The organism is Enterovibrio paralichthyis (assembly GCF_019209835.1).
GTDB classification, from domain to species: domain Bacteria; phylum Pseudomonadota; class Gammaproteobacteria; order Enterobacterales; family Vibrionaceae; genus Enterovibrio; species Enterovibrio paralichthyis.
The window spans coordinates 86,884-109,651 of record NZ_JAHUTS010000004.1 but is presented as its reverse complement, the minus strand read 5'-3'; the positions used below and the strand labels follow the sequence as shown (position 1 = coordinate 109,651).

Sequence of the window (22,768 nt, the reverse complement as noted above, 5' to 3'; positions counted from 1 at the left end):
AAACAAGGCAATGAACCCAAAATGAGACAAGTGAGTTTGTTTTATTTTAATTCTTATAAGTTAGGCAATTTGTCTTGGTTTGCAAACAGTCTGTTGCAATCTTGTCTGCTCGCGCATACGCACCAAACAAAAGTTATCGTTTGGTGCATATGGCAAGTTCAAACCTTACTCGTCAACGTTCAGACGACGGGTAAGCTGGTCGCGGAGGTTTGGAGGTGTCCCCTTGATAGTCAGGGTATCGGTTGCCTGATCGTAAAAAACACGTTCACCCAGCAACATGCTGTCGAAGTTGATCGACAAGCCGCCACCGCCGCCTACAAACTTGGTCAGCTTGCGCATTGAGGTGCGATCAGCGGGGAAGCTCTCTTCAAGCTCATAGCCTTGTTCTGATGCAAACTGATAGAAATCGACACCCTGGTCGTTGGCTGGCAGTTCACCGGCCAACTCTTTCACGATCACTTCTTCACCGGACTGGAGCTGTCCATTGCAGTAGTCGTATACCTGTTTGCGGTATTGCTGCTTCTCTTCTTTGTCCAGACGGGAGTCCGCACAATAGTCTTCTACAGCCTGCATCAGCACCAGATTCTGTTGTTTGGTATCCATACCAACTTCAGCCTGCATAAAGTCCAGGAAGAAATCTGCCACTTTACGGCCCACACGGCCTTTGATGTAAGTGAGGTAGCGGTTCGACTCTGCATCGCTCTCCCAGGTAGAGAGATCAATACGTGCCGCGATATCCATCTTGGCCACATCCAGGTAGTCGGTACTGCTGATATCCAGTTCATCCGTGACTTTCATGCTCGACTTGGACTCTAGCAGGCCGACAAACAGATACTCGGTCGCCAGTGAACGGTACTCAGCGATAACCAGCACACCTTCATCGGCAAACGGATATTTTGAAAGCTCGGCTCTCAGACGCTCTGCGGCCTGAGATGAAAATGAAAGAAAATCCATTTCCTGCTTGCGACACGCTTTCAACCAGCCCGCTACTTCACTTTCCTGCGCGAACTGTCCGAAGCCTTTACCGGCCTTAGCGTTGTATACACGATGAATTTCGCTGATAAGATTTTCTGTTGAGGGGGAGTGACTTAGCAGTTGATCACGGAGGTGAACAACCAGCGCGTCTTCACCTTCTTTTTTCAGTTGGTGAAGAATTACGTTTGAAAGCGTGAGGCTCATAATTGAAAACATTTTTAGTCAGACTAGAGTGTGGGGTATTATACGCGGCTTCTGTTGACACAAGACAAGAGTTTCTATGCCTGTTACTTCCAAATATCAAGATAAAAACGTTGAACAGATCCTGAGTGATGTGGTCAATGTTCTTGAAAAGCATAAAGCGTCCAACGATCTTTCTCTGATGGTTGTAGGCAATATTGCTACCAATATCATTAACACAATGCCAAACGCACATCGCAAAGTGATTGCGGAAAAATTTGCTCAAGCTCTGCTGTCTTCAATCGATACAGAGTAAAAGACCGCGTCGACAATTTACGCGCAGTAAAATAAAGAGAAGAATTGGCCATCTATGGTAGACAGCGGAAACAAATACAAGGACAAGGTGTCACAGCTCATCAGCTGGGGGCATTGGTTTAGCTTTTTCAACATTATCGCGGCTATGCTGCTGGGTACGCGCTATATCGCTTATTCAGGCTGGCCCGAGACGTTGCTCGGACAAACCTATCAAATCGTGACCTGGATTGGTCACTTCGGTTTTCTGGTTTTCGCTGTTTATATCCTGCTGATTTTCCCTGCAACCTTCATCATCCCTTCCCAGCGGTTGATGAGGTTGTACGCTGTGCTTGTCGCCACCGGCAGCATGACAGTGTTGCTGCTCGACATTTATGCCTACGAAACGCTCCACCTTCACCTGAATCCACTGGTGTGGGAGCTGCTGCTCAGTGGTGAAAAGAGCGACATGAATGCGCATTGGCAGTACCTGTTTATTATGGTTCCCGCCATCTTTTTACTCGAACTCATTATGTCTGAATGGGTTTGGCGCAAACTGCGCAAGTTATCGCGCAAACGCATTGGTGTGCCTGTTGCCACGGTATTCGCCGTTTGTTTTATCAGCAGTCACCTTATTTATATCTGGTCTGATGCCTACCTCTACAGCCCGGTAACAGCCCAACGCTCCAACTTCCCTGTCTCCTACCCGATGACAGCGAAAACCTTTATGGAAAAATACGGCCTGCTTGACCGCCAGGAGTATCAACGCCGTAAAGACGAAGTGGGCGAGCAAGAAAGCGACGTGATTCGTTACCCGCTGGAAAAATTATCGTTTTCGCCAGATGCCACTAACCACAACCAGAACCTACTGGTTGTCATGGTTGAAAGCCTGCGCGCAGATATGCTGGATCCAGTGGTAATGCCAAATCTTGATAAATTTGCTGATAGCAATATCAAGTTTGAAAACCACTTCAGTTCCAGTAATGACGCCATGGCAGGGATATTTGGCTTCTTTTATGGTTTGCCAGGCAGCTATGCCACCAGTGCCCGTACTGAAGCATTGAATCCCCTGCTGCTGGAAACGCTGGATCAGCGCAACTACCGGTTCGGTTTGTTTAGTGCAGACAATTTTGATAACCCAATTTACTACCAGAGCGTGTTTGGCAAACACCTGAAAGACGCGCCTGAAATCAAAGCCAACGAAGTTTGGGTCGCGGATCATATCGCCACGGACGATCTGGAAAAATGGCTAAAAGAAGATGACAACAGTCGGCCTTGGTTTGCCTATCTCGAACTGAAAAGCGTCACCGACTATGAACAAGGCGGTGATTACGAGCGCCCATTCCAGCCATCACTGGACAACGACATGGCCAGTGTTGGCGAACATACCGCACTGGTGCTCAAAAACAGCTACAACAACGCCGCATACTATATCGACACCCTGCTTGGTGAGTTGTTTGATTCGCTGGAAGCCAATGGCCAGTTAGAAAATACGGTCGTAGTGGTCACATCCAACCACGGCACTGAATTCAACGAGACCGGCTCCAACAGTTGGGGAGCCAACACCAACTACAGTAAATACCAGTTGCAGGTTCCAATGGTTGTTCACTGGCCGAGTCAGCAACCACAAACGGTTACCGCCTACAGCTCGCATTTGGATGTTGTTCCGACCTTGATGGAGTCAATGTTGGCGGTGGATAGCCCGGCCAGCAACTACACCAGCGGACGCAACCTGTTCGAGATTTCTGAAAAGCCAAGAAAATGGGTGATGGCTGGAGACAGTCGCGACATCGTAGTGGTTCAACCGGATAAAACGACCGTTGTCGACAAATTTGGCAATTACCGCGTTTACGATAGCAACTACAAACTCCAACCAGAAGGAAAGCCCCAGCTTTCGATTCTGATGCAGGTGATGCATGAGCTTAAGCGGTTTTATTATCCAGAGGATAATTAAGCATCACTTGCGGGCAGTGGCTTATTTTTAGCCAAATGATTGAAATTCGCGGATTTAATACCGAAAGGCAATTGACAGTCCCGGAAGGTGTTCGTACCATGATTGTCATTGAGTCGGTCTGTAGCGCAGCTTGGTAGCGCACTGTCATGGGGTGTCAGGGGTCGCTGGTTCAAATCCAGTCAGACCGACCATCTATTCAAGCCCGCAGCGAAAGCTGTGGGCTTTTTCATATCTGGAACCTTCCCGCTAGCCCATACCGAAGACTTTCGTTAGTATCCAGTTTCTTGCCTTCAGTTGCTGATATATCGACTTGATCAGTCACGCACTTGATTAATGAATGGCTAAAACAATAACACTTGGAAGACGATATGGATGTCTCATTTGCGTTTGGTGCCCTTTTGGTGGTGCTGGGCTTTGTTGCCGGAATCATTAACACATTGGCCGGTGGTGGCTCAAATCTCACGATTCCCGCGCTGATTGTGCTTGGCTTGCCCGCTGAAGTCGCAAATGCGACAAACCGTGTGGGCGTATTTATGCAGAGTATTTCCGGGATTGCCGGGTTTCGGCACCACAATCGGCTCGACACTTCCGATCTCGTTCCTATCCTGATCCCAAACATTGTTGGCGGGCTCATCGGCGCCCTCGCCGCGGCATGGCTCCCTTCATCAATTATCAAGCCCTTACTTCTTGGCACCATGCTGTTGATGGCTTTCCTAATGCTTGTGCGGCCAAAAACAGTCATGCCTGATGCAACAGAAACAGCTAAATCGGTGAAAAATACCCCGGCAGCCTGGCTTGGTCTTGGCATTGCGGGTTTCTATGGTGGATTTGTTCAGGCTGGCGTAGGGTTCGTACTTATCGCAGCACTTTGCGGCACACTGCGCTACGACCTCGTCAGAGGAAATGCGTTAAAACTGGTTTGTACACTCGCGTTCACCGCTGTCTCTCTGGCTATTTTCATCTGGCAGGATCTTATACTGTGGCTACCAGGGCTGTTGCTGGCTGTAGGCTCAATGTGCGGAGCCTGGATGGCCGTGAAGTTTGCCATCAAAGCCAACCCAAATACGCTGAAATGGTTCCTGTTCCTGATGACGCTGGTTGGTGTGGTCTTTGCTTACATCAAGTAACATTAAATTAGAAATTTTTACAGATATTTCAATCAAGTACAAAATTGAGAGCATTCTCATTACCTGCATCACACGCCGTCAAACTCCCTTGTGAAGTAAGTCGAGAATGCAGGATTATTAGACATTTGAGGCCTAAATTGCTGTCATACTGGCGCAAACATTAGAACTAAAATCACATTTTTCCGTCAGTATACAGGGAGTTAGGGGCATGTTTGCTCTGGGTTATGCATTCTGCCTAAAAGTAGGCGAAGCTATTTGTCCTCAAAAAAGTCTTAATGATTTTTGTCTGGCGCTGGGTCGTGTGTTCAATGACGCTTTACCGGATGTTCAATGCCAACTCCTGATCAAGGCAACCCCAGAGGCTAGCTGGGAAAAACTTGCAGACATGGCGAACAACGACGCCTCGCTCTCTATGCCAACCACGCCGCTTGCCCATGAAGAGCTGATGCGCGCTCTGGCTTTGATTCAGGAAAACGATCCCCCCATTTCTGAGCAGAGAGCAACTCATGCCTTCGCCTTGAAAACCCGGGATTTTTATACCGCCAGTCTGATCGTTTCCTCGTCAGAAACCTTCGAAGTTGAACCTCATGCAGGAGAAATGCTTTCTCTTCTGATTTCCGCCGCCCTGGACAGCAATTTGCAACACCACGCGCTTGGGCTGGAAAGACAGCGCCTTCGTAAAACGGAGGAGAAGCTCAAGCAGGAAGTGAACTCGCAAAAAGGGTTGCTTGAACAGCTTCATATCCTGCACAAAATCTCCCTGCGCCTTTGGCATTCCCATTCGCTCGACAACATGCTCCATACGGCTGTTTATGAGTGTATCCACGCCCTGGATATCGACCGTATGGGTGTTTTCCTTCTCAATACAGAAAATGGTCTGATGCGGGGCACTTACGGGACAGACATCCACGGAAAAGTGACCAACGAGCACTGGTATTGCGCCGCAATCCATGAGCACTTCCATGCCAAATCTACGCTGGATAAAAAACAGCACATTACCATCAGTGATGACTCGCCGATCTACCATGACAGTAAACAAGTCGGCACTGGCTGGAATGCCACGATTTCACTGTGGGACGGCGATAACCCTATTGGGTGGATTGCCTGTGACAACCTTATCACCGGTACGCCGCTGAAAAGCTACCACGCAGAATTACTTAAATTACTCGGTGTGACCATGTCACAGCACCTCATCCAGCGTCGCGCCCAGGATGAACTGAAAGCACTGAACCTTTCGCTGGAACAACGGGTGGCAGATCGCACCGCCCAGCTCGAAGATGCTAACCGCCGCCTGAACCAGATTTCGCGGGAAGACAGCCTTACCCAGGTGCCAAACCGCCGCATGTTGGATGAAAGGCTGGAAGAGGAATGGCGTAGGGCTATGCGGTTCCAGACACCGCTGTCTCTCTTGATCGTCGATATTGACCATTTTAAGCAATACAACGACCGCTATGGTCATGCTTTGGGCGATACCTGCCTTCAGAAAGTTGCCCAGGCGCTCAGTGATGTAGAACGCAGAGCCGGCGCACTACTCGCCCGTTTTGGCGGAGAAGAATTTGTTTTCCTGCTACCCGGAAGCGATCGTGAAAATGCCCTGCAGGTCGCCAACCGGGCGCTGGAAGCGGTACGCGCATTGGAAATTTCTCACGACAGTTCACCGGTCGCACCGATTGTAACAGTCAGTATTGGCGGGAAAACGACGATTCCAGAGCAAAGCAACACCCAGCAAAGACTCTTTATTGATGCGGATGTTGCCCTTTATGAAGCGAAAAGTGCCGGAAAAAATCAGGCTTTCGTTTTATAGCGCCGACGCCCGTTGCCACCCCCCTTGCCTTTGCGTTTTTTAAAGGTCGCGGGGTTAGCGGGCAAATTGCGCAGACTTTGTGGAATTGGCCCTTGCCTTACCGACAGCATCAAGGCCGACAGTTCAGATTCCAAGGCGGACATAAAAGGCTGATACGCGACTTTTTTCTCTGCCATATCATGAAGTTGGCGCTCCCACTGCGCCGTCATATCCGGATAAGTGGCTTTTTCTGGCAAGGCATCGATTAACCCCTTTCCTGATGCCGTAGCGCGGATACTTTTTCCTTCCCGCTGCAACAAGCCGCGTTTGAACAAGAGATCAAGTATGCCTGCTCGGGTCGCCTCTGTACCCAAACCATCCGTTTCACGGAGGATTTTCTTCAATGAAGCGTCCTGCACAAAGCGGCCGATCCCTGTCATCGCCTGCAACAGTGTTGCTTCCGTGAAGTGGCGCGGCGGCTCCGTCATGCAGTCTTTTATCACGCCGTGTGTACAGGTCAGTACTGTGCCTTTTTCCAGTGGCGGTACCAGACTTTCCAGCTCATCATCCTGACCGCTTTTATTGTTTGGCAGCAGTGCACGCCACCCCGGTGTCATCAGCTTCTTCCCTTTTGCAACAAAATGCCCACCGGCTATATCAAAGTCCAGCTTGGCTTCGGCGTACTCAGCCGCCGGATAAAACTGCATCAGGTACTGGCGGGCGATCAGTTCGTAAACATCTTTCTCACGACCGGACAGTGCGCTGCTGCTCTTCGAGGTAGGGATGATGGCATGGTGTGCTTCAACCTTGCTGTCGTTCCAGGCTTTCGATTTAAGCGACAGGTTCGCATTCTTTACTGCCCCAGCCAAAGCATCCGATGTTTTTGACACCGCAGCAGTAACACTCTGCGCCTCTTTGAAGTGATCTTTCGGCAGGTAGCGACAATCAGAGCGGGGATAAGTGATGACCTTGTGCTTTTCGTAAAGGGACTGACAACAGGCTAATACGTCTGCGGCACTCAAGTTGAAGCGTTTTGCCGCATCGATTTGCAGCGCCGAAAGGCTGTAAGGCAGAGGCGCTGACTGTTTACTGTTCTTGCGCTCAGACTGAACCACGGTTGCCGGTTGCCCTTCAATGCGGCGCGCAACATTCTCGACAAGGTTTCTTGCCAGAACCCGTCCTTCTTCATCCTGCCAAGGTTGGCAGGCCTCACTGGGCTGCCATCGCGCCAGAATGTCGCTGCCCTGATAAGGGATCACAGCATCAAGCTGATAGAAAGGTTTCGGCACAAAGGCTTCAATCTCGCGGTCACGCCTGACCACCAGTCCCAATACCGGTGTCTGCACCCGCCCAACAGACAATACGCCCTGATAGCCCGCCTGTTTACCCAGTAAGGTATAAGCGCGCGACATATTCATGCCATAGAGCCAGTCAGCGCGTGATCGTGCCAGTGCGGAAACGGATAGCGGCACAAATTCCTGATTGCTACGAAGCGCTGAAAGCGCCTTTTTCACTGCTGAGGTATTAAGGTCATTGATTAAAAGACGTTGAATACGCTTTTTCTTTGCGTCAGGCAATTTGGCGTGGCTAAACACTTCATCCACCAGCAATTGCCCTTCCCTGTCAGGGTCACCGGCATGAACGATATCATCGTACTGGCGCAGCAGCTTTTTGACTGTGCCCAGTTGTTTGGCCGCCGTTTTACGGGGTTTGAGGATCCACTGTTCGGGGAGAATAGGCAGATCATCCAGCCGCCAGGTTTTATATTTCTCGTCATAGGCATCAGGTTCTGCTTGTTCAAGCAAGTGACCTATACACCAAGTGACAACATCGCCGCTGGCAGTTTCGATGTAACCATCATGATTTTTGTGTGGCCTTGGCAGCGCAGTGGCTATTGCGCGACCAAGGCTCGGTTTTTCTGCGATAAATAGCCGGGCCATGGAAAACCAACGAATGATTCAGTTGCCGACAATCTATCGAATTTCTGACAAGTTAACAACAAACAACTGGATATTCATCCAGCACTTAATCAGAGATAGGAAACGTATTTCGCGGTATCACGTTTAGGTACACCCGCCGCCGTGCAATCCGGTGTGCCGACATACAAAAAGCCTACGATTTCATCATCACCCGTGACACCGAAAGATTCACGGACTACAGGGTGATACGCCCATTTCCCGGTACGCCAAAAGCCCTGAAAGCCCTGTGCGACAGCGGCCATTTGCATTGCCTGTGCGGCGCAACCGGCTGAAATGTGCTGTTCAATCAATGGGACTTTGTCATGTTGTTTAGTGCGGGCGATAACAGTAATGACCATAGGAGCGCGGTATGGCGCGTTTGCCGCCTTTTCAATCACAGCGGCTTCCTCGTCATCTGCCTCGGCAGCACGCTTCAGAATCGCAGAAAGCTTGTCGAGGCCTTCTCCGGTCGCTACCACAAACTCCCAAGGTGTCAGGGCACCATGATCCGGCGCGCGAAGACCCGCGGCAATCATGTTTTCCAGTGCATCACCTTGCGGAGCCGGTGCTAACAGTTTTGGGATGGAACGGCGTTGAGTCAGTAATTGTAGTGCGTCCATGGTGTTTCCAAGTATTTGAACAATCAGTTGCAGCCAACATACCACAAAACCTGTCAGCTATACTCCTGCAGGTTTTGTGGTAATAGGTTCAAAACTAAAGCCTGATCGCCAGTTCAACCCCTTGGCGGATAGCACGTTTGGCATCCAGTTCACCTGCATGCTCAGCGCCGCCGATAAGGTGGGCCTTGATGCCCTTTTCTTCCAACTCGGCTTTGAGGTCGTTGACGGATTCCTGACCCGCACAAAGAATGATCTGGTCAGCAGGCAAAATATGATGCTGGCCTTCAAGCGTAATGTGCAGCCCTGCATCGTCTATTTTTTCGTAACTGACGCCTCCCAGCAATTCAACACCTCGTTTTTCCAACGTTTTGCGGTGGATCCATCCGGTCGTTTTACCCGGCCCCTTGCCGACACGGCCATCCTTACGCTGTAACAGCCAAACCTGACGCTGAGCGACATAGTGTTCGTGGGGCAGCAAGCCGCCTTCATAACTCAGGGTAGGGTCGATTCCCCAATCCTGAAGCCAGTCTGTCAGCGTCTGGTTTTCAGGCTCAGTGATCATGGTCGCGACATCAATGCCAATGCCACCGGCACCTATGATTGCGACACGCCCACCAAGTTCAGGTTGCTCTCGGATAAAGGTCTGGTAATCAATCACTTTAGGATGATCTACTCCCTGAATGGCCGGAAAACGCGGCTTCACGCCGGTTGCGATAACCACTTCATCAAAATCACGCAAGGTGTCTGAATCTGCTTCAGTATTTAACCTGACTTCTATGTGGGCGTGAGCTACTTGACGGGTGTAGTAGCGGATGGTCTCTTTAAACTCTTCCTTGCCGGGAATTTGCATGGCCAGATTAAACTGGCCGCCAAGGGCACCAGATTTTTCAAACAACACCACCTCAAAGCCGCGCTTCGCCGCGGTTACCGCAAATGACATACCTGCCATGCCGCCACCGATAACGGCGACCTTACGCTTGGCCGTAGCAGGCGCAATAACCAGTTCGGTTTCATAACAGGCTTGCGGGTTGACCAGACAACTCGCCCTTTTGCCTTTAAACACATGGTCAAGGCAGGCCTGATTGCAAGCGATACAGGTATTGATGTCGTCGGCTTTATCCTGCTCTGCCTTGTTCACAAAATCTGCATCTGCAAGGAAAGGTCGCGCCATGGAAACCATATCCGCCTGTCCGGACGCCAGAATATCTTCAGCGACTTGTGGCGTGTTGATACGGTTACAGGTGACAAGCGGGATAGAAACTTCGCCTTTAAGGCGCTCTGTCACCCATGCAAAAGCGGCACGTGGCACCTGGGTTGCAATCGTAGGCACACGCGCTTCATGCCAGCCAATGCCGGTGTTGATAATGGTTACGCCCGCCTTTTCCAGCGCCTTGGCAAGCTCAACCACTTCATCGTGGGTGCTGCCCTGCTCCACCAGATCGAGCATAGAGAGGCGGAAAATGATGATGAAATCAGTGCCGACGCGATCGCGCACAGCTTTAACAATTTCAAGGGGAAAACGGATGCGGTTTTCATAACTGCCGCCCCACCGGTCATAACGGGTATTGGAGCGCGCACAGATAAACTGGTTGATCAGGTAGCCTTCAGAACCCATGATCTCCACGCCATCGTAGCCAGCTTCTCGGGCCAGCTCGGCACTTTTGGCAAAATCCTTGATCGTTTTCAGGATCTGGCGCTCGCTCATCTCAAACGGTGTAAATTTGGAAATCGGGGCACGGATATGGGAAGCACTCAATGCGAAAGGATGCATGGCATAACGGCCAGCATGCAAAAGCTGCAGAGCGATTTTCCCGCCATGTTCGTGCACGGCGTCGGTTATAGTCCTGTGTGCCCTTGCTGCGCGGCCACTGCTGAACTGTGCACTGAGTGGATGGAGACGACCACGGAAGTTTGGCGAGAAGCCTCCGGTCACTATCAGCCCTACCCCGCCTTTGGCGCGTTCGGCATAGAAAGCTGCCAATTTTTTAAAGCCATCGTTGGATTCTTCAAGACCCGTGTGCATTGATCCCATCAACACCCGGTTTTTCAGTTGGGTAAAGCCTAAATCCAGCGGCGCAAGTAAGTGAGGGTACGGCAAAGTCATGATACGCATCCATGGTTATTGTTATTTCTGGTCTGACCAGAATAATCATCAACAACCAAAGTTTCAAACGTTCGTTTACATTTTTACAACATGAATCACCTCTATTCTATTTGGAGTGGATTCGTTACGATTAGCATCAGGAAAAGAAGCTGGATAACCAAATGAAAACGCTTTTGAAGTTTTTTGGCACCATCATCAAATGGTGCTGGAAGGGATTGAGTTTTGCCCGTCAGTTAGTGCTGAACCTTTTGTTCATTGCGATACTGGTCGGACTGTATTTCGCCTTTACCATGGAACATGAAGCCCCTGCGGTTCCAAAACAACAGCCGCAACGCGCCCTGTTGGTAGACATTGCAGGCCCAATTGTTGAAAAACAGCGCCGCATGCACCCTTATGATTTGGCGACACGTAATCTGTTCGGCCAGCAGGTGGAAATGGAAAACGTGCTGTTCGACATCGTCGATCAAATCCGTGCTGCAGCAAAAGATAACAGCATCAACGGGATGGTGCTGAGCCTGTCTGACATGTCAGAAACCAGCCTTACCAAGCTGCGTTATATCGCGAAAGCCATCAATGAATTCAAAGCGACGGGCAAAAAAGTGGTGGCGATTGGCGGTCATTACAACCAAAGCCAGTACTATCTGGCGAGCTACGCCGATGAGATCCTGATGGCACCAGACGGTGCTGTGCTGCTGCGTGGCTATGGTACCTACAACCTCTATTTCAAAGATTTGCTGGAAAAACTGGATATCACTACCCATGTTTTCCGCGTCGGTACCTACAAATCCTTTGTGGAGCCTTACACCCGCACCGGTATGTCAGAACAGGCGAAAGAAGCCAGCGCGGTCTGGCTGAACCAACTGTGGGGCGCGTATGTTGATGATGTAGCCAGCAACCGTAATATTCCGGTTGAAACGCTCTCCCCAAGCACAGAGACACTTCTGGAAAACCTTAAAGCGGTCAATGGTGACTTTGCCAAACTCTCACAATCCATGGGCTTGGTGGACGAACTGCTGACCCGCCAGCAAATCCGCAGCAGACTCTCTGGCATTTATGGCAGTGACGGTGAGGACAGTTTTAACTACGTCAGCATCTATGATTACGCGCCGCTGGACTTCTCTTTGCCGAAAGCTGAACAGATTGCTGTTGTTGTTGCCAGCGGCGCTATTGTCGACGGTTTTGAAAGCGACGGTACCATTGGCGGTGATACCACAGCCGCGCTGCTGCGTGAAGCGCGCCTGAACAGCGCAGTGAAAGCCGTGGTGTTGCGCGTAGACAGCCCAGGGGGCAGCGCGTTTGCCTCAGAAGTGATCCGCAATGAAGTGGAAGCGCTTAAAGAGGCAGGCAAACCGGTCGTCGTTTCCATGTCGAGCGTGGCAGCATCCGGCGGTTACTGGATTTCCACCAGCGCCAACCGCATTCTTGCCCAGCCAACCACGATCACCGGTTCAATCGGTATCTTCGGCATCCTGACCACCTTTGAGGACGCACTGGCAAAATACGGTGTTTACAGCGATGGTATCGGCACAACCCCATTTGCAGGTGTCGGCGTAACACGCGCCCTGCCAGAGTCCATTGGCGACATCATGCAGCTGGGCATTGAAAATGGCTACCAGCGCTTTATCTCCCTAGTTGCAAGCCAGAGAGACCTTTCTATTGAGGACGTTGATAATATTGCCCAGGGCCGTGTGTGGACAGGCTACGACGCAATGAAACGCGGCCTTGTAGACCAGATGGGTGACTTTGATGATGCGGTTGCCGTTGCTGCAGAGCTGGCCAACATTGACGACTACTCACTCAACTGGATGGAAGAGCCACTTTCACCGGCTGAGCAGTTTATTTATGACCTGATGGCACAGACGATAGTCGCGCTGGAATTGGATCAGGTAGTGAAACTGCCTTCACAGATTAATACGCTAACAAAAGGCGTCATGGCAGAAGCTAATCAGCTAAACAACCTAAATGACCCGAATGGGCAATATGCAATATGCCCAAATTGTAGTTATTTCGAAAACTGAGAACTCCCCGGCGAATGCCGGGGTTTTTTTCGCAGTGCCACTCCGTATAATGCGCCCACTACCTCGGCAAGAGTGAAATTTTGAAGATGGAAAGAAAACATATTTACATCGCCTACACTGGCGGCACGATCGGCATGCTGAAATCCGAGCAGGGCTACATTCCTGTTTCAGGTTTTATGCAGCAGCAACTCCAACATATGCCGGAATTCCATCGCCCGGAAATGCCTGAGTTCACAATCAATGAGTACAGCCCACTTATCGACTCAGCCGACATGACGCCTGCAGAGTGGCAGCGCATCGCAGACGACATCCGCGAAAACTACGACAAGTACGATGGCTTTGTGATCCTGCACGGCACAGACACAATGGCCTACACGGCTTCTGCGCTCTCGTTCATGCTGGAAAACCTCAACAAGCCTGTGATTGTTACCGGCTCCCAGATCCCACTGGCTGAACTGCGCTCAGATGGCCAGGCGAACCTGTTGAACGCGCTTCATATCGCGGCGAATTACCCGGTAAATGAAGTAACCCTATTCTTCAACAACCAGTTACTCCGCGGCAACCGCAGCACCAAATCCCATGCGGACGGTTTCAACGCATTCACCTCACCAAACCTGCCACCTTTGCTGGAAGCGGGTATTCATATCCAGTTGCACGGTGCGGAAATCGCTAAAAAACCTGAAGGTGACTTTAAGGTTCACACCATTACTGAACAGCCTGTCGCCATCATCATGATGTACCCAGGGATATCGCCGGAAGTGATCCGCAACGCGCTGAAGCAACCGGTCAATGCGATGATCCTGCTGACATTTGGTGTTGGCAATGCCCCTCAGAACAAGGAGTTGCTGGGTTTGTTGCGTGAAGCGACCGAACGCGGCGTGGTTGTGCTGAACCTGACGCAATGTCTGGCAGGTAAAGTGAACATGGGTGGTTACGCGACTGGCTGTGCACTGGCAGAAGCTGGCGTACTCAGTGGTTTTGACATGACGCCGGAAGCCGCTCTGGCGAAATTGCATTTCCTGCTGAGCCAGAATTTACCAATGGATACGCTTCGCACCCAACTGCAGCAAGATCTTCGCGGCGAACTGACGATCTAACTGCTGTAACGAGCTGTCAACATACGAAAAAGCGGCCAAGCCGCTTTTTTTTCTGTCCGGTGTATCCAATCGCTTAATCGTCGTTGTTTACGTTTTGCTGGACGATCGTCTGCTGATTGGCGGCAAATTCACGTTTCAGTTCTGCCTTGGATTTGAGTTTTATCTCTCCGCCTGCTGCCACACTCATGTGCTGGGGTTCTGAATTAAAACGGGACTGGTAAAGCATCACAACCTGCATGGCGTTATCACGCTGCTCCGCGGTCAAAGGCGTGCCTTCCGGCCATTTTCCGGTTTCAACCGCATAACTCAAACGCTCGTACACTTCAGGGGTCACTGACGCTAACAACTGGTCAATATCCATTATCCATTCTTCCTTATTTTGTGCTGTTCTCGGGCAAGCAGGGAGACAGTATTCCATTGAAATGCCGCAGGTTCAAAAGGCATGTTCAACCCTGTGTCACACTCCCATACGTTTCTCACACTTTCGTACGCGCGTACCAAGACTATTGGCCTTCAGCATACTGATTTTATTCTGATAACACTCTCACCACCTTGTACACCAAAGCACGCTTTGCCACTTTATGTGCAACGTTCGCCATCAGAAACAGGTTTCAGTTCAACGTTATTCCCAATTACAACAAACCAAAGCGAACGGATCACTAGGATTATTACCCCTTCGTTTTTGCGAAGGGGCAAACGCATTTATTGGACAAGGCAGGATAATGGGCACTATCACAGGTGACAGTTCAGGCAATAACCTGATCGGCACAGCGGATGACGATGATATTTACGGTCTTTTGGGCGACGACACATTGCGGGGTTATGAAGGCAATGACACCCTTTATGGCGATTCAAGCGAGGCAGAAATCCAGACACTGGCTCCTTCCAGCGATGGTCGTTACACACTGACTGACGGCACTTTCGTCACCGCACTGCTGTCAGATTTCAATTTCTCCTCCACCGAAGAACTCAGTCTCGGCTATGCCATTTTGGATGCTGACGGCAATGTGCTCAGCCGCGACATTATTGTGGATTACGTCAGCCAGGCCGAGCGAGGCTCTGCCATTGATATCAACATCCCCGGCGGGGCAAGCCTTGTCTTTTTCACCATCCCAGCCAGCGAGCGTCAGGGCTTTGAATGGCGTCCTTTTGACCTCAACAACGTAGATACAGATATTTCTTCGTCTGATGTCACTATCAAGGTTGAACAAATTGACAGTGACAATAGCCTGCACGGTGACGATAACCTTTATGGCTACGAGGGCGATGACACCCTCTTCGGGGAAGGTGGTAACGACTATCTGGTTGGCGGAAGCGGCAATGATGTCCTTTCAGGGGGGGATGGCAACGATTCCGCTTGGGGCGGCGATGATGATGACCACCTCCACGGCGGCGCAGGCGACGACAAGCTCTACGGCCAAAATGGTAACGACAAGGTCGAAGGCGGAGACGGCAACGACTATATCCTCGGCGGCACCGGCAATGATCTCCTACTCGGGGATAACGGCGATGACTTTATCCGCGGGCAGACTGGTGATGACACTATTCGCGGCGGTGCCGGTAACGATGAGATTTGGGGTGATGAGGGAAACGACCGAATCCAGGGCGATCAGGGGAATGATTATATCAACGGTGGCTCAGGAAACGATTTGATCTTTGGCGGTGCCGGAAACGATGAGATCTATGGCGGTGACGATAGCGATGATCTGCGGGGCGGAGCCGGCGACGACAAAATCTATGGTGGTAACGGCGACGATATCCTCCGTGGTCAGGCTGGGAATGACTATCTGGATGGTGGCAGCGGAAACGACACACTTTACGGTATCGCAGGCAGCAACACCCTGCTAGGTGGTGAGGGTGGCGATGATCTGTTTGCTGGTTGGTTCAGCAATGACAATGTCCTTGATGGGCAAGGCGGGATTGATACCCTCATCGGCAGTTTGGGCTCTGACACCCTGATATTCGACAGTGAAGATTTTCAGGGTCAGATCAAAACCTTGGGCAATGGCACCCAGGTTAACCAGAATATTTACGATGCCTCATCCGGATTTGATGTACTGCGCGTCAACAGCGCGGCAGAAGTAGATTTCACCGGTGACAGTTATCAGGCTACGCCCGGCATCAGTGGCAACGTTATTTCAGGTGTGGAAGCTGTGATTGGCAATGCGGAAGCCCAGGAAGTTACCATTAACCTGCATGAAATTGATGCACAGTCAGATGCAACCGATCAAAGCGACTGGCAAGGCTTTGTCGCCTGGCTTGGAAGCGGCGATGACACACTCAATCTAACCGGTGTCGACTGGCAGTACGATGCGGTAGCAACACCAAATGCAACCCTGTCTGCCGAAATGATAAGCCAAATGGGGCTGACCTCAGCCCAGGTTTCAGACCTGCAAGCCTATGTGTTCAATGATGCGCTGTCCGGCGATCAGGTGACTGTCTGGACAGATGCTGAGCACATCAATTATCTCGGTTCAGACATTGTCTGAACCTGCTTGTCGACAGACTAGGCCAGCATTCCGCTGGCCTTTTTTATCTCTGTGTCCCCACGCAAAACTTCGCAATTCAACATAAACTGACAATGAGTGTTTATGTTATAAGTCAATTGTAATGACCCAGAGACGAGGCGAGCGGTAGAGACGATGATGACCGGCTTGATCAACACATCCACAAAATACGCATTTGCAGCTTTAAGCGTATCGCTCCTTTCCGGATGCTTTGAGAGCAACCGAAGCACGGCGCAACTGTGTGAAAATTACCCGCAAATTTGCTACAAACTGAATGAGCGCGACGGCCAATGCCGCCATGAACGGACTGATTTGATTTGGAAGCGCTACGACGTGGTAAAAAAAGGCTCAGATCTCAATAAGTTCGATGAACTGCTGCTCACCAAAAAGTACGCCAAATGCATGGAACTGGCCGCACAAATTGAAACTACCACCCTGAAAGAGAAAAAGACCCTGCGAACCGAGGCACTGTTCCACGCCTATGATTCCATTGAACGCATTGAGCAGGAGCTTAAATCTTCTTACCAGCCTTCAATCATCTATTACCGCTGGACACAGGGCGACAATGAAGCCCTTGAACAGTTTCTCAAACTGGAAGAAACAGAATATCTCGATACGCCGGAGCTACAACTCGGGCTCGCTACCTACTATGTCGACAAAGATAAAGCCCATACCATCACCCTGCTGATGAAAGCCCTCTCCTATTACGATGGCAGCGCTGGCAGTACGCGGGAGAAAACCATACCCGATGTCGTCAAGTCACTGGCAACCGCAAATCACGCACTGGGTAATCTGGATCTGGCCTATATGTGGGCACTGGTCGGGGGTGAATTGGGACTGCCCATCGCCAAGGAAGCGCAGCTGAAATTACTGTATCCGATGGCTGATGCCCGACGTGTACAGATCGCCGATATCGCCCAGGATATTGCGTCAGAAATTGAAAGCGGGGATTTCAATAACAACCTGTTAAATGCCTTGGCTGCACTGCAAAGCGCAGGCTGAATTTACACCTACCCCAATGAAAAATGGCGTGCCGGTGCACGCCATTTTTACAGCCTCAATAATGCTATTCTGCATTTTCCGTGAATGTCATAGAGACTGAATTCACACAATACCGCTGCCCGGTATCGGTCGGGCCATCATCGAAAACATGCCCGAGGTGACTGTCACACTGGGCGCAGCGAATTTCAGTTCTGACCATCCCGTGGCTGGTATCTTCGAGGTATTTCACCGCACCATCATTGGCAAGGTCAAAGCTGGGCCAGCCGCAGCCTGAATCAAATTTTGCTTTGGAATCAAATAACTCGGCACCACAACACACACAGTGATAGCTGCCCTTTTTATGATTGTGCAACAAGGTGCCACTGTAAGGCGGCTCGGTGTGCCCCAACCGGCAAACGTTGTAGGCCAACTCGGATAATTCTGCTTTCCACTTATCGTTGTTACTCATACATCCTCTAGTCCGGGAGTTTTTATTCGCGCCAACACGCATTGGTAACTTTATTACCGATTTATCAGCATGATGCCAGTATTGATTAAATGCTTCGCCGACGACATCACAATGCAACAGTATATCCCGGCATAGGCATCCGACAATTCGTCGGATGAATCTCCCGCAGATTCTCACAATTCGCACGGGCCCCAAAGCGTGGTGCCACCATACTCATTTGTTACCGTAGGGTGCATTGGCGGCAGCTGTACACTATTTATTTCAGCCAACCCCCAACCAAAGACTAAACTCAACTATTTTGTGGCACGTTCAAAATTTGTTTGGCACCTGTAAAAATAATCCGTACTAATTTTTGACTTTAAGCAATTTAGATGGGTTTTTTGCTTGCATGGCTGAAACTGATTCTGTAATTTTACTACCAGTTTCATTTTCACTAGATATCAAAGTTGTGGAGCAACGTAATGACTATCAAAGTAGGTATTAACGGTTTTGGTCGTATCGGCCGTTTCGTTTTCCGTGCGTCTGTTGAGCGTAACGACATCGAAGTTGTAGCAATCAACGACCTGATCGACGTAGATTACATGGCGTACATGCTGAAGTACGACTCAACTCACGGCCGTTTCAACGGTACCGTTGAAGTTGAAGGTGGCAACCTGATCGTTAACGGCAAAACTGTACGTGTAACTGCAGAGCGCAACCCAACTGATCTGAAGTGGGACGAAGCAGGCGTAGACGTAGTTGCTGAAGCAACTGGTATTTTCCTGACTGACGAAACTGCTCGCCAGCACATCACTGCAGGTGCGAAGAAAGTTGTTCTGACTGGTCCATCTAAAGACGCAACTCCAATGTTCGTTATGGGTGTTAACCACGAGTCATACGCAGGTCAAGACATCGTTTCTAACGCTTCTTGTACTACTAACTGTCTGGCGCCAATCGCTAAAGTACTGAACGACAACTTCGGTATCGAATCTGGCCTGATGACTACTGTTCACGCAACTACTGCTACTCAGAAAACTGTTGACGGTCCTTCTGCGAAAGACTGGCGCGGTGGCCGTGGTGCTTCTCAGAACATCATCCCATCTTCAACTGGCGCAGCTAAAGCAGTAGGCGTAGTTCTTCCAGAACTGAACGGCAAACTGACTGGTATGGCTTTCCGCGTACCAACTGCTAACGTTTCTGTTGTTGACCTGACTGTTAACCTGAAAGAAGGCGCGTCTTACGAAGCTATCTGTGCAGCAATGAAAGCAGCTTCTGAAGGTCCTCTGAAAGGCGTTCTGGGCTACACTGAAGACGAAGTTGTTTCTCAAGATTTCATCGGCGAAAAACAAACTTCAGTATTCGATGCTAAAGCAGGTATCGCTCTGACTGACAAATTCGTTAAAGTTGTATCTTGGTACGACAACGAAATCGGTTACTCAAACAAAGTTCTGGACCTGATTGCTCACATCTCTAAGTAATCAATTCCGGATTGCCTTTAAGGCATGAGTGACGAAAAGGCGGCTGATTGGCCGCCTTTTTTGTATCTGAATTTCATGAAAAGGTATCTCATGGACGTAAAACAGCTTCCAACTCTTGCTGTCTTATCTGACTGTGTCACCGTGTGTCAGCTTGACGGTTTAAGCGTAGTACGTGTTATTCACCCGAAAGCGACCGCCGCCGTCTCCCTGTTTGGTGCTCACGTATTGAGCTTTGAGCCTGCGGGAAAGAAAGACACTATCTGGATGAGCGAGAAGGCCGATTTCTCCGGCAATAAAGCGCTGCGTGGTGGCATTCCTGTCTGCTGGCCTTGGTTTGGCAAAGCTGCAGAGCCGTCACACGGTTTTGCACGCAATGCTATCTGGACACTCAAAGAACACCGTGAAAATGAGAATGGTGTGATCCTGAGCCTGACCCTGGAAGACTCCGCAGAAACCCGCAACATCTGGCCACATGCTTTCCATGCAGAAGTACAGATCGAAGTTGGCGAAACGCTGCAAGTGCGCCTTATCACCACCAATACCGATGACAAAGCAATGCAAATCGGTGGTGCGCTGCACACTTACCTGAACATCGGCGATATCAATCAGACCAAAGTCACCAACCTGGGTAATGAATTCATCGCCGCGGGTGTGCGTCAGCCAAGCCCTGGCGTTGCGACATTCGCGGAAGAAGTTGACCGCATTTACCTGCACGCCGATGACACGGTCGTGGTTGAGGACGCCGCGAGTCAACGCCGTCTGAATGTGACCAACGCGGGACACAACGCAGTCGTGGTATGGAACCCTTGGGAAGCGCTGGCAGCCTCAATGGCAGACATGGCGGATGACGGCTACCAAACCATGGTGTGTGTAGAATCTGCAGTCTATGACCGCAGCGTGACACTCCAGCCAGGCGAGAAACATACTCTGTCGACGACCATCAGCTGCGAATAAAATTATTTGCTACGCTGCAAAAGTCACAAAGCCGAACCTTCATGGGTTCGGCTTTTTTCTTTTGTGATCAAACAGAAAGGAATTTGGTTCACGCCAAACAGTGTGATTTGCCATGCCACCGAGGATTTTAAGCGAAATTTGCTGGCCTGCGTGCGGTTAGGCGTGACAATCGTTCTGAACCCAAGTTACAGCGTGAATACAAAGCCTTATCACAAAAGGGAAAAATATCGAAAAAACAAGTAATTCAATCAAGCAAATTGATCAGTTGCGACTAGTCTTAATAGAGTGAGGATATGAAAGCAACTGCGCCGATATCCTTTCTATATCGATAACAGCACGATTTAGGGGGCAGGACCATGAGTATTTTCGACCACTATCGTCAGCGCTATGAAGAAGCTAAAGACGAAGAGCTGAGCCTTCAGGAGTTTCTGGACCTTTGCCGGGAAGATCGCAGCGCCTATGCCAATGCAGCGGAACGTTTGTTGATGGCTATCGGTGAGCCAGAAATGATCGATACCGCCCACGATCCAAGACTGAGCAGACTTTTCTCAAACCGCGTCATTTCGCGCTACAAAACGTTTGAGGATTTTTACGGCATGGAAGATGCGATCGAACAGATTGTGTCCTACCTCAAACATGCTGCGCAAGGTCTGGAAGAACGCAAACAAATCCTTTATTTGCTGGGTCCGGTTGGTGGCGGTAAGTCATCCCTGGCCGAGAAGCTCAAAAGCCTGATGCAGAAAGTGCCTATCTATGTGCTGACTGCCAACGGTGAGCGCAGCCCAACCAATGACCACCCTTTCTGCCTGTTCGATGTCAACGAAGACGGTGCACTGCTTGAAGGGGACTACGGCATTCCACAACGCTACCTGCGCACCATTATGTCGCCTTGGATTGCCAAACGCCTCCACGAGTTTGGTGGTGATATCACCAAGTTCAAAGTGGTAAAAGTCCGTCCATCCATCCTGGATCAGGTTGCGATTGCGAAAACCGAACCAGGTGATGAAAACAACCAGGATATTTCCTCCCTGGTCGGTAAAGTCGATATCCGTCAGCTTGAGCATTTTGCTCAGGATGATCCGGACGCCTACAGCTACTCCGGTGCGCTGTGTAAAGCGAACCAGGGTCTGATGGAATTTGTGGAAATGTTCAAAGCGCCTATCAAGGTGCTGCACCCACTGCTGACTGCTACGCAAGAAGGCAACTACAACGGTACTGAAGGCCTCTCTGCCCTGCCGTTTGATGGCATGATCCTCGCGCACTCTAACGAGTCCGAGTGGCAGACATTCCGCAACAACAAGAACAACGAAGCGTTTCTTGACCGTGTTTACATAGTCAAAGTGCCTTATTGTCTTCGCGTATCCGAAGAGATCAAAATCTACGACAAACTGCTGCAAAGCAGTGAGCTATCCAATGCACCTTGCTCACCAAGCACCTTGGATATCCTCGCGCGCTTCAGTGTTCTGTCCCGTTTGAAAGAGCCAGAGAATTCGAGCATTTTCTCTAAAATGCGTGTTTACGACGGTGAAACGCTTAAAGACACGGATCCGAAAGCCAAGTCGTATCAGGAATACCGCGACTATGCCGGTGTAGACGAAGGCATGAATGGTCTTTCTACCCGCTTCGCGTTCAAGATCCTTTCCCGCGTGTTTAACTTCGACCATTCAGAAGTGGCCGCCAACCCGGTCCATCTGTTCTATGTACTGGAGCAGCAAATCGAGCGTGAGCAGTTCCCGCAAGAAGTGGCCGAGAAGTATCTTGAGCACCTGAAAGGTTATCTCATTCCAAAATACGTGGAATTTATCGGCAAGGAAATCCAGACCGCTTACCTCGAGTCTTACTCTGAGTACGGTCAGAATATCTTCGACCGCTACGTCACCTATGCCGACTTCTGGATTCAGGATCAGGAATACCGCGATCCCGATACCGGCCAACTGTTCGACCGCTCCGCACTGAACAGTGAACTGGAAAAAATCGAGAAGCCTGCCGGTATCAGCAATCCGAAGGATTTCCGAAACGAAATCGTGAACTTCGTACTTCGTGCCCGCGCTAACAATGAAGGAAAAAATCCGGTTTGGACCAGTTACGAGAAACTGCGTACGGTTATTGAGAAGAAAATGTTCTCTAACACCGAAGAGCTGCTCCCGGTTATTTCTTTCAATGCGAAGACCTCGACCGAAGAGCAGAAGAAACACGACGACTTTGTCGCCCGTATGATGGAAAAAGGATATACCCGCAAACAGGTCCGTCTGCTGTCAGAATGGTACTTGCGTGTGCGTAAATCTTCGTAACC

17 protein-coding genes and 1 tRNA gene are annotated in these 22,768 nt (G+C 50.2%); 12 read left to right on the top strand and 6 right to left on the bottom strand.

Annotation, left to right across the window (positions count from 1 at the left end; translation table 11 throughout):
• Nucleotides 1–165: 165 nt before the first annotated feature.
• The gene (yejK, locus tag KU854_RS06515) at nucleotides 166–1,179 is read right to left on the bottom strand and encodes a nucleoid-associated protein YejK (protein WP_218357631.1); all 1,014 of its coding nucleotides are present in this window, start codon (nucleotides 1,177–1,179) and stop codon (nucleotides 166–168) included.
• Nucleotides 1,180–1,255: 76 nt separating this feature from the next.
• Between yejK and KU854_RS06510 the strand changes: the two genes are divergently transcribed.
• The 5 genes from KU854_RS06510 (at nucleotide 1,256) to KU854_RS06490 (ending at nucleotide 6,331) form a co-directional block, all read left to right on the top strand.
• The gene (locus KU854_RS06510; protein WP_054778546.1) at nucleotides 1,256–1,471 is read left to right on the top strand and encodes a YejL family protein; all 216 of its coding nucleotides are present in this window, start codon (nucleotides 1,256–1,258) and stop codon (nucleotides 1,469–1,471) included.
• A 54-nt stretch (nucleotides 1,472–1,525) separates the two neighbouring features.
• The gene (locus KU854_RS06505; RefSeq protein ID WP_218357630.1) at nucleotides 1,526–3,400 is read left to right on the top strand and encodes a DUF3413 domain-containing protein; all 1,875 of its coding nucleotides are present in this window, start codon (nucleotides 1,526–1,528) and stop codon (nucleotides 3,398–3,400) included.
• Between the two features lie 114 nt (nucleotides 3,401–3,514).
• A tRNA-Pro gene (locus tag KU854_RS06500) sits at nucleotides 3,515–3,591 on the top strand.
• A 177-nt stretch (nucleotides 3,592–3,768) separates the two neighbouring features.
• The gene (locus KU854_RS06495) at nucleotides 3,769–4,527 is read left to right on the top strand and encodes a sulfite exporter TauE/SafE family protein (RefSeq protein ID WP_218357629.1); all 759 of its coding nucleotides are present in this window, start codon (nucleotides 3,769–3,771) and stop codon (nucleotides 4,525–4,527) included.
• Between the two features lie 208 nt (nucleotides 4,528–4,735).
• Nucleotides 4,736–6,331 (top strand): sensor domain-containing diguanylate cyclase, encoded by a 1,596-nt coding sequence (locus KU854_RS06490; protein ID WP_218357628.1) that lies wholly within the window; start codon nucleotides 4,736–4,738, stop codon nucleotides 6,329–6,331.
• Here KU854_RS06490 and KU854_RS06485 read toward each other — a convergent pair.
• The 3 genes from KU854_RS06485 to KU854_RS06475 all read right to left on the bottom strand — a co-directional run bounded on the left by KU854_RS06485 (nucleotide 6,313) and on the right by KU854_RS06475 (nucleotide 10,992).
• Nucleotides 6,313–8,250 (bottom strand): DNA topoisomerase III, encoded by a 1,938-nt coding sequence (locus KU854_RS06485; protein ID WP_218357627.1) that lies wholly within the window; start codon nucleotides 8,248–8,250, stop codon nucleotides 6,313–6,315. The genes KU854_RS06490 and KU854_RS06485 overlap by 19 nt on opposite strands.
• An 89-nt stretch (nucleotides 8,251–8,339) precedes the next feature.
• Nucleotides 8,340–8,888, bottom strand: a complete 549-nt coding sequence (locus tag KU854_RS06480) for an NAD(P)H nitroreductase (RefSeq protein ID WP_218357626.1) — start codon at nucleotides 8,886–8,888, stop codon at nucleotides 8,340–8,342.
• A 94-nt stretch (nucleotides 8,889–8,982) separates the two neighbouring features.
• Nucleotides 8,983–10,992: an NADPH-dependent 2,4-dienoyl-CoA reductase gene (locus KU854_RS06475; RefSeq protein ID WP_272491031.1), complete on the bottom strand. Its 2,010-nt coding sequence runs from the start codon at nucleotides 10,990–10,992 to the stop codon at nucleotides 8,983–8,985.
• Nucleotides 10,993–11,153: 161 nt separating this feature from the next.
• Between KU854_RS06475 and sppA the strand changes: the two genes are divergently transcribed.
• Both sppA and ansA read left to right on the top strand, forming a co-directional pair.
• Nucleotides 11,154–13,010: a signal peptide peptidase SppA gene (gene sppA, locus KU854_RS06470; protein ID WP_218357625.1), complete on the top strand. Its 1,857-nt coding sequence runs from the start codon at nucleotides 11,154–11,156 to the stop codon at nucleotides 13,008–13,010.
• Between the two features lie 86 nt (nucleotides 13,011–13,096).
• Nucleotides 13,097–14,107: an asparaginase gene (ansA, locus tag KU854_RS06465; protein WP_218357624.1), complete on the top strand. Its 1,011-nt coding sequence runs from the start codon at nucleotides 13,097–13,099 to the stop codon at nucleotides 14,105–14,107.
• Between the two features lie 73 nt (nucleotides 14,108–14,180).
• Here the strand turns inward: ansA and KU854_RS06460 are convergent, their stop codons facing one another.
• Nucleotides 14,181–14,468 carry a YeaC family protein gene (locus tag KU854_RS06460; protein WP_054778544.1) on the bottom strand — a complete coding sequence of 96 codons (288 nt, stop codon included), beginning with the start codon at nucleotides 14,466–14,468 and terminating at the stop codon, nucleotides 14,181–14,183.
• A 361-nt stretch (nucleotides 14,469–14,829) separates the two neighbouring features.
• On the opposite strand from KU854_RS06460, the gene KU854_RS06455 reads away from it, so the two are divergent.
• On the top strand, nucleotides 14,830–16,596 hold the full coding sequence (locus tag KU854_RS06455; protein WP_218357623.1) for a calcium-binding protein: 1,767 nt from the start codon (nucleotides 14,830–14,832) through the stop codon (nucleotides 16,594–16,596).
• 153 nt (nucleotides 16,597–16,749) lie between these two features.
• Nucleotides 16,750–17,616 (top strand): DUF2989 domain-containing protein, encoded by an 867-nt coding sequence (locus KU854_RS06450; protein WP_218357622.1) that lies wholly within the window; start codon nucleotides 16,750–16,752, stop codon nucleotides 17,614–17,616.
• Nucleotides 17,617–17,680: 64 nt separating this feature from the next.
• Here the strand turns inward: KU854_RS06450 and msrB are convergent, their stop codons facing one another.
• Nucleotides 17,681–18,064, bottom strand: a complete 384-nt coding sequence (gene msrB / locus KU854_RS06445; RefSeq protein WP_218357621.1) for a peptide-methionine (R)-S-oxide reductase MsrB — start codon at nucleotides 18,062–18,064, stop codon at nucleotides 17,681–17,683.
• 461 nt (nucleotides 18,065–18,525) lie between these two features.
• On the opposite strand from msrB, the gene gap reads away from it, so the two are divergent.
• The 3 genes from gap to KU854_RS06430 all read left to right on the top strand — a co-directional run bounded on the left by gap (nucleotide 18,526) and on the right by KU854_RS06430 (nucleotide 22,766).
• Complete coding sequence (gene gap, locus KU854_RS06440) at nucleotides 18,526–19,521, top strand: type I glyceraldehyde-3-phosphate dehydrogenase (RefSeq protein WP_218357620.1); 996 nt, start codon at nucleotides 18,526–18,528, stop codon at nucleotides 19,519–19,521.
• Nucleotides 19,522–19,611: 90 nt separating this feature from the next.
• The gene (locus KU854_RS06435) at nucleotides 19,612–20,475 is read left to right on the top strand and encodes a D-hexose-6-phosphate mutarotase (RefSeq protein WP_218357619.1); all 864 of its coding nucleotides are present in this window, start codon (nucleotides 19,612–19,614) and stop codon (nucleotides 20,473–20,475) included.
• A 356-nt stretch (nucleotides 20,476–20,831) separates the two neighbouring features.
• Complete coding sequence (locus KU854_RS06430) at nucleotides 20,832–22,766, top strand: PrkA family serine protein kinase (RefSeq protein WP_054778541.1); 1,935 nt, start codon at nucleotides 20,832–20,834, stop codon at nucleotides 22,764–22,766.
• Nucleotides 22,767–22,768 lie beyond the last annotated feature (2 nt).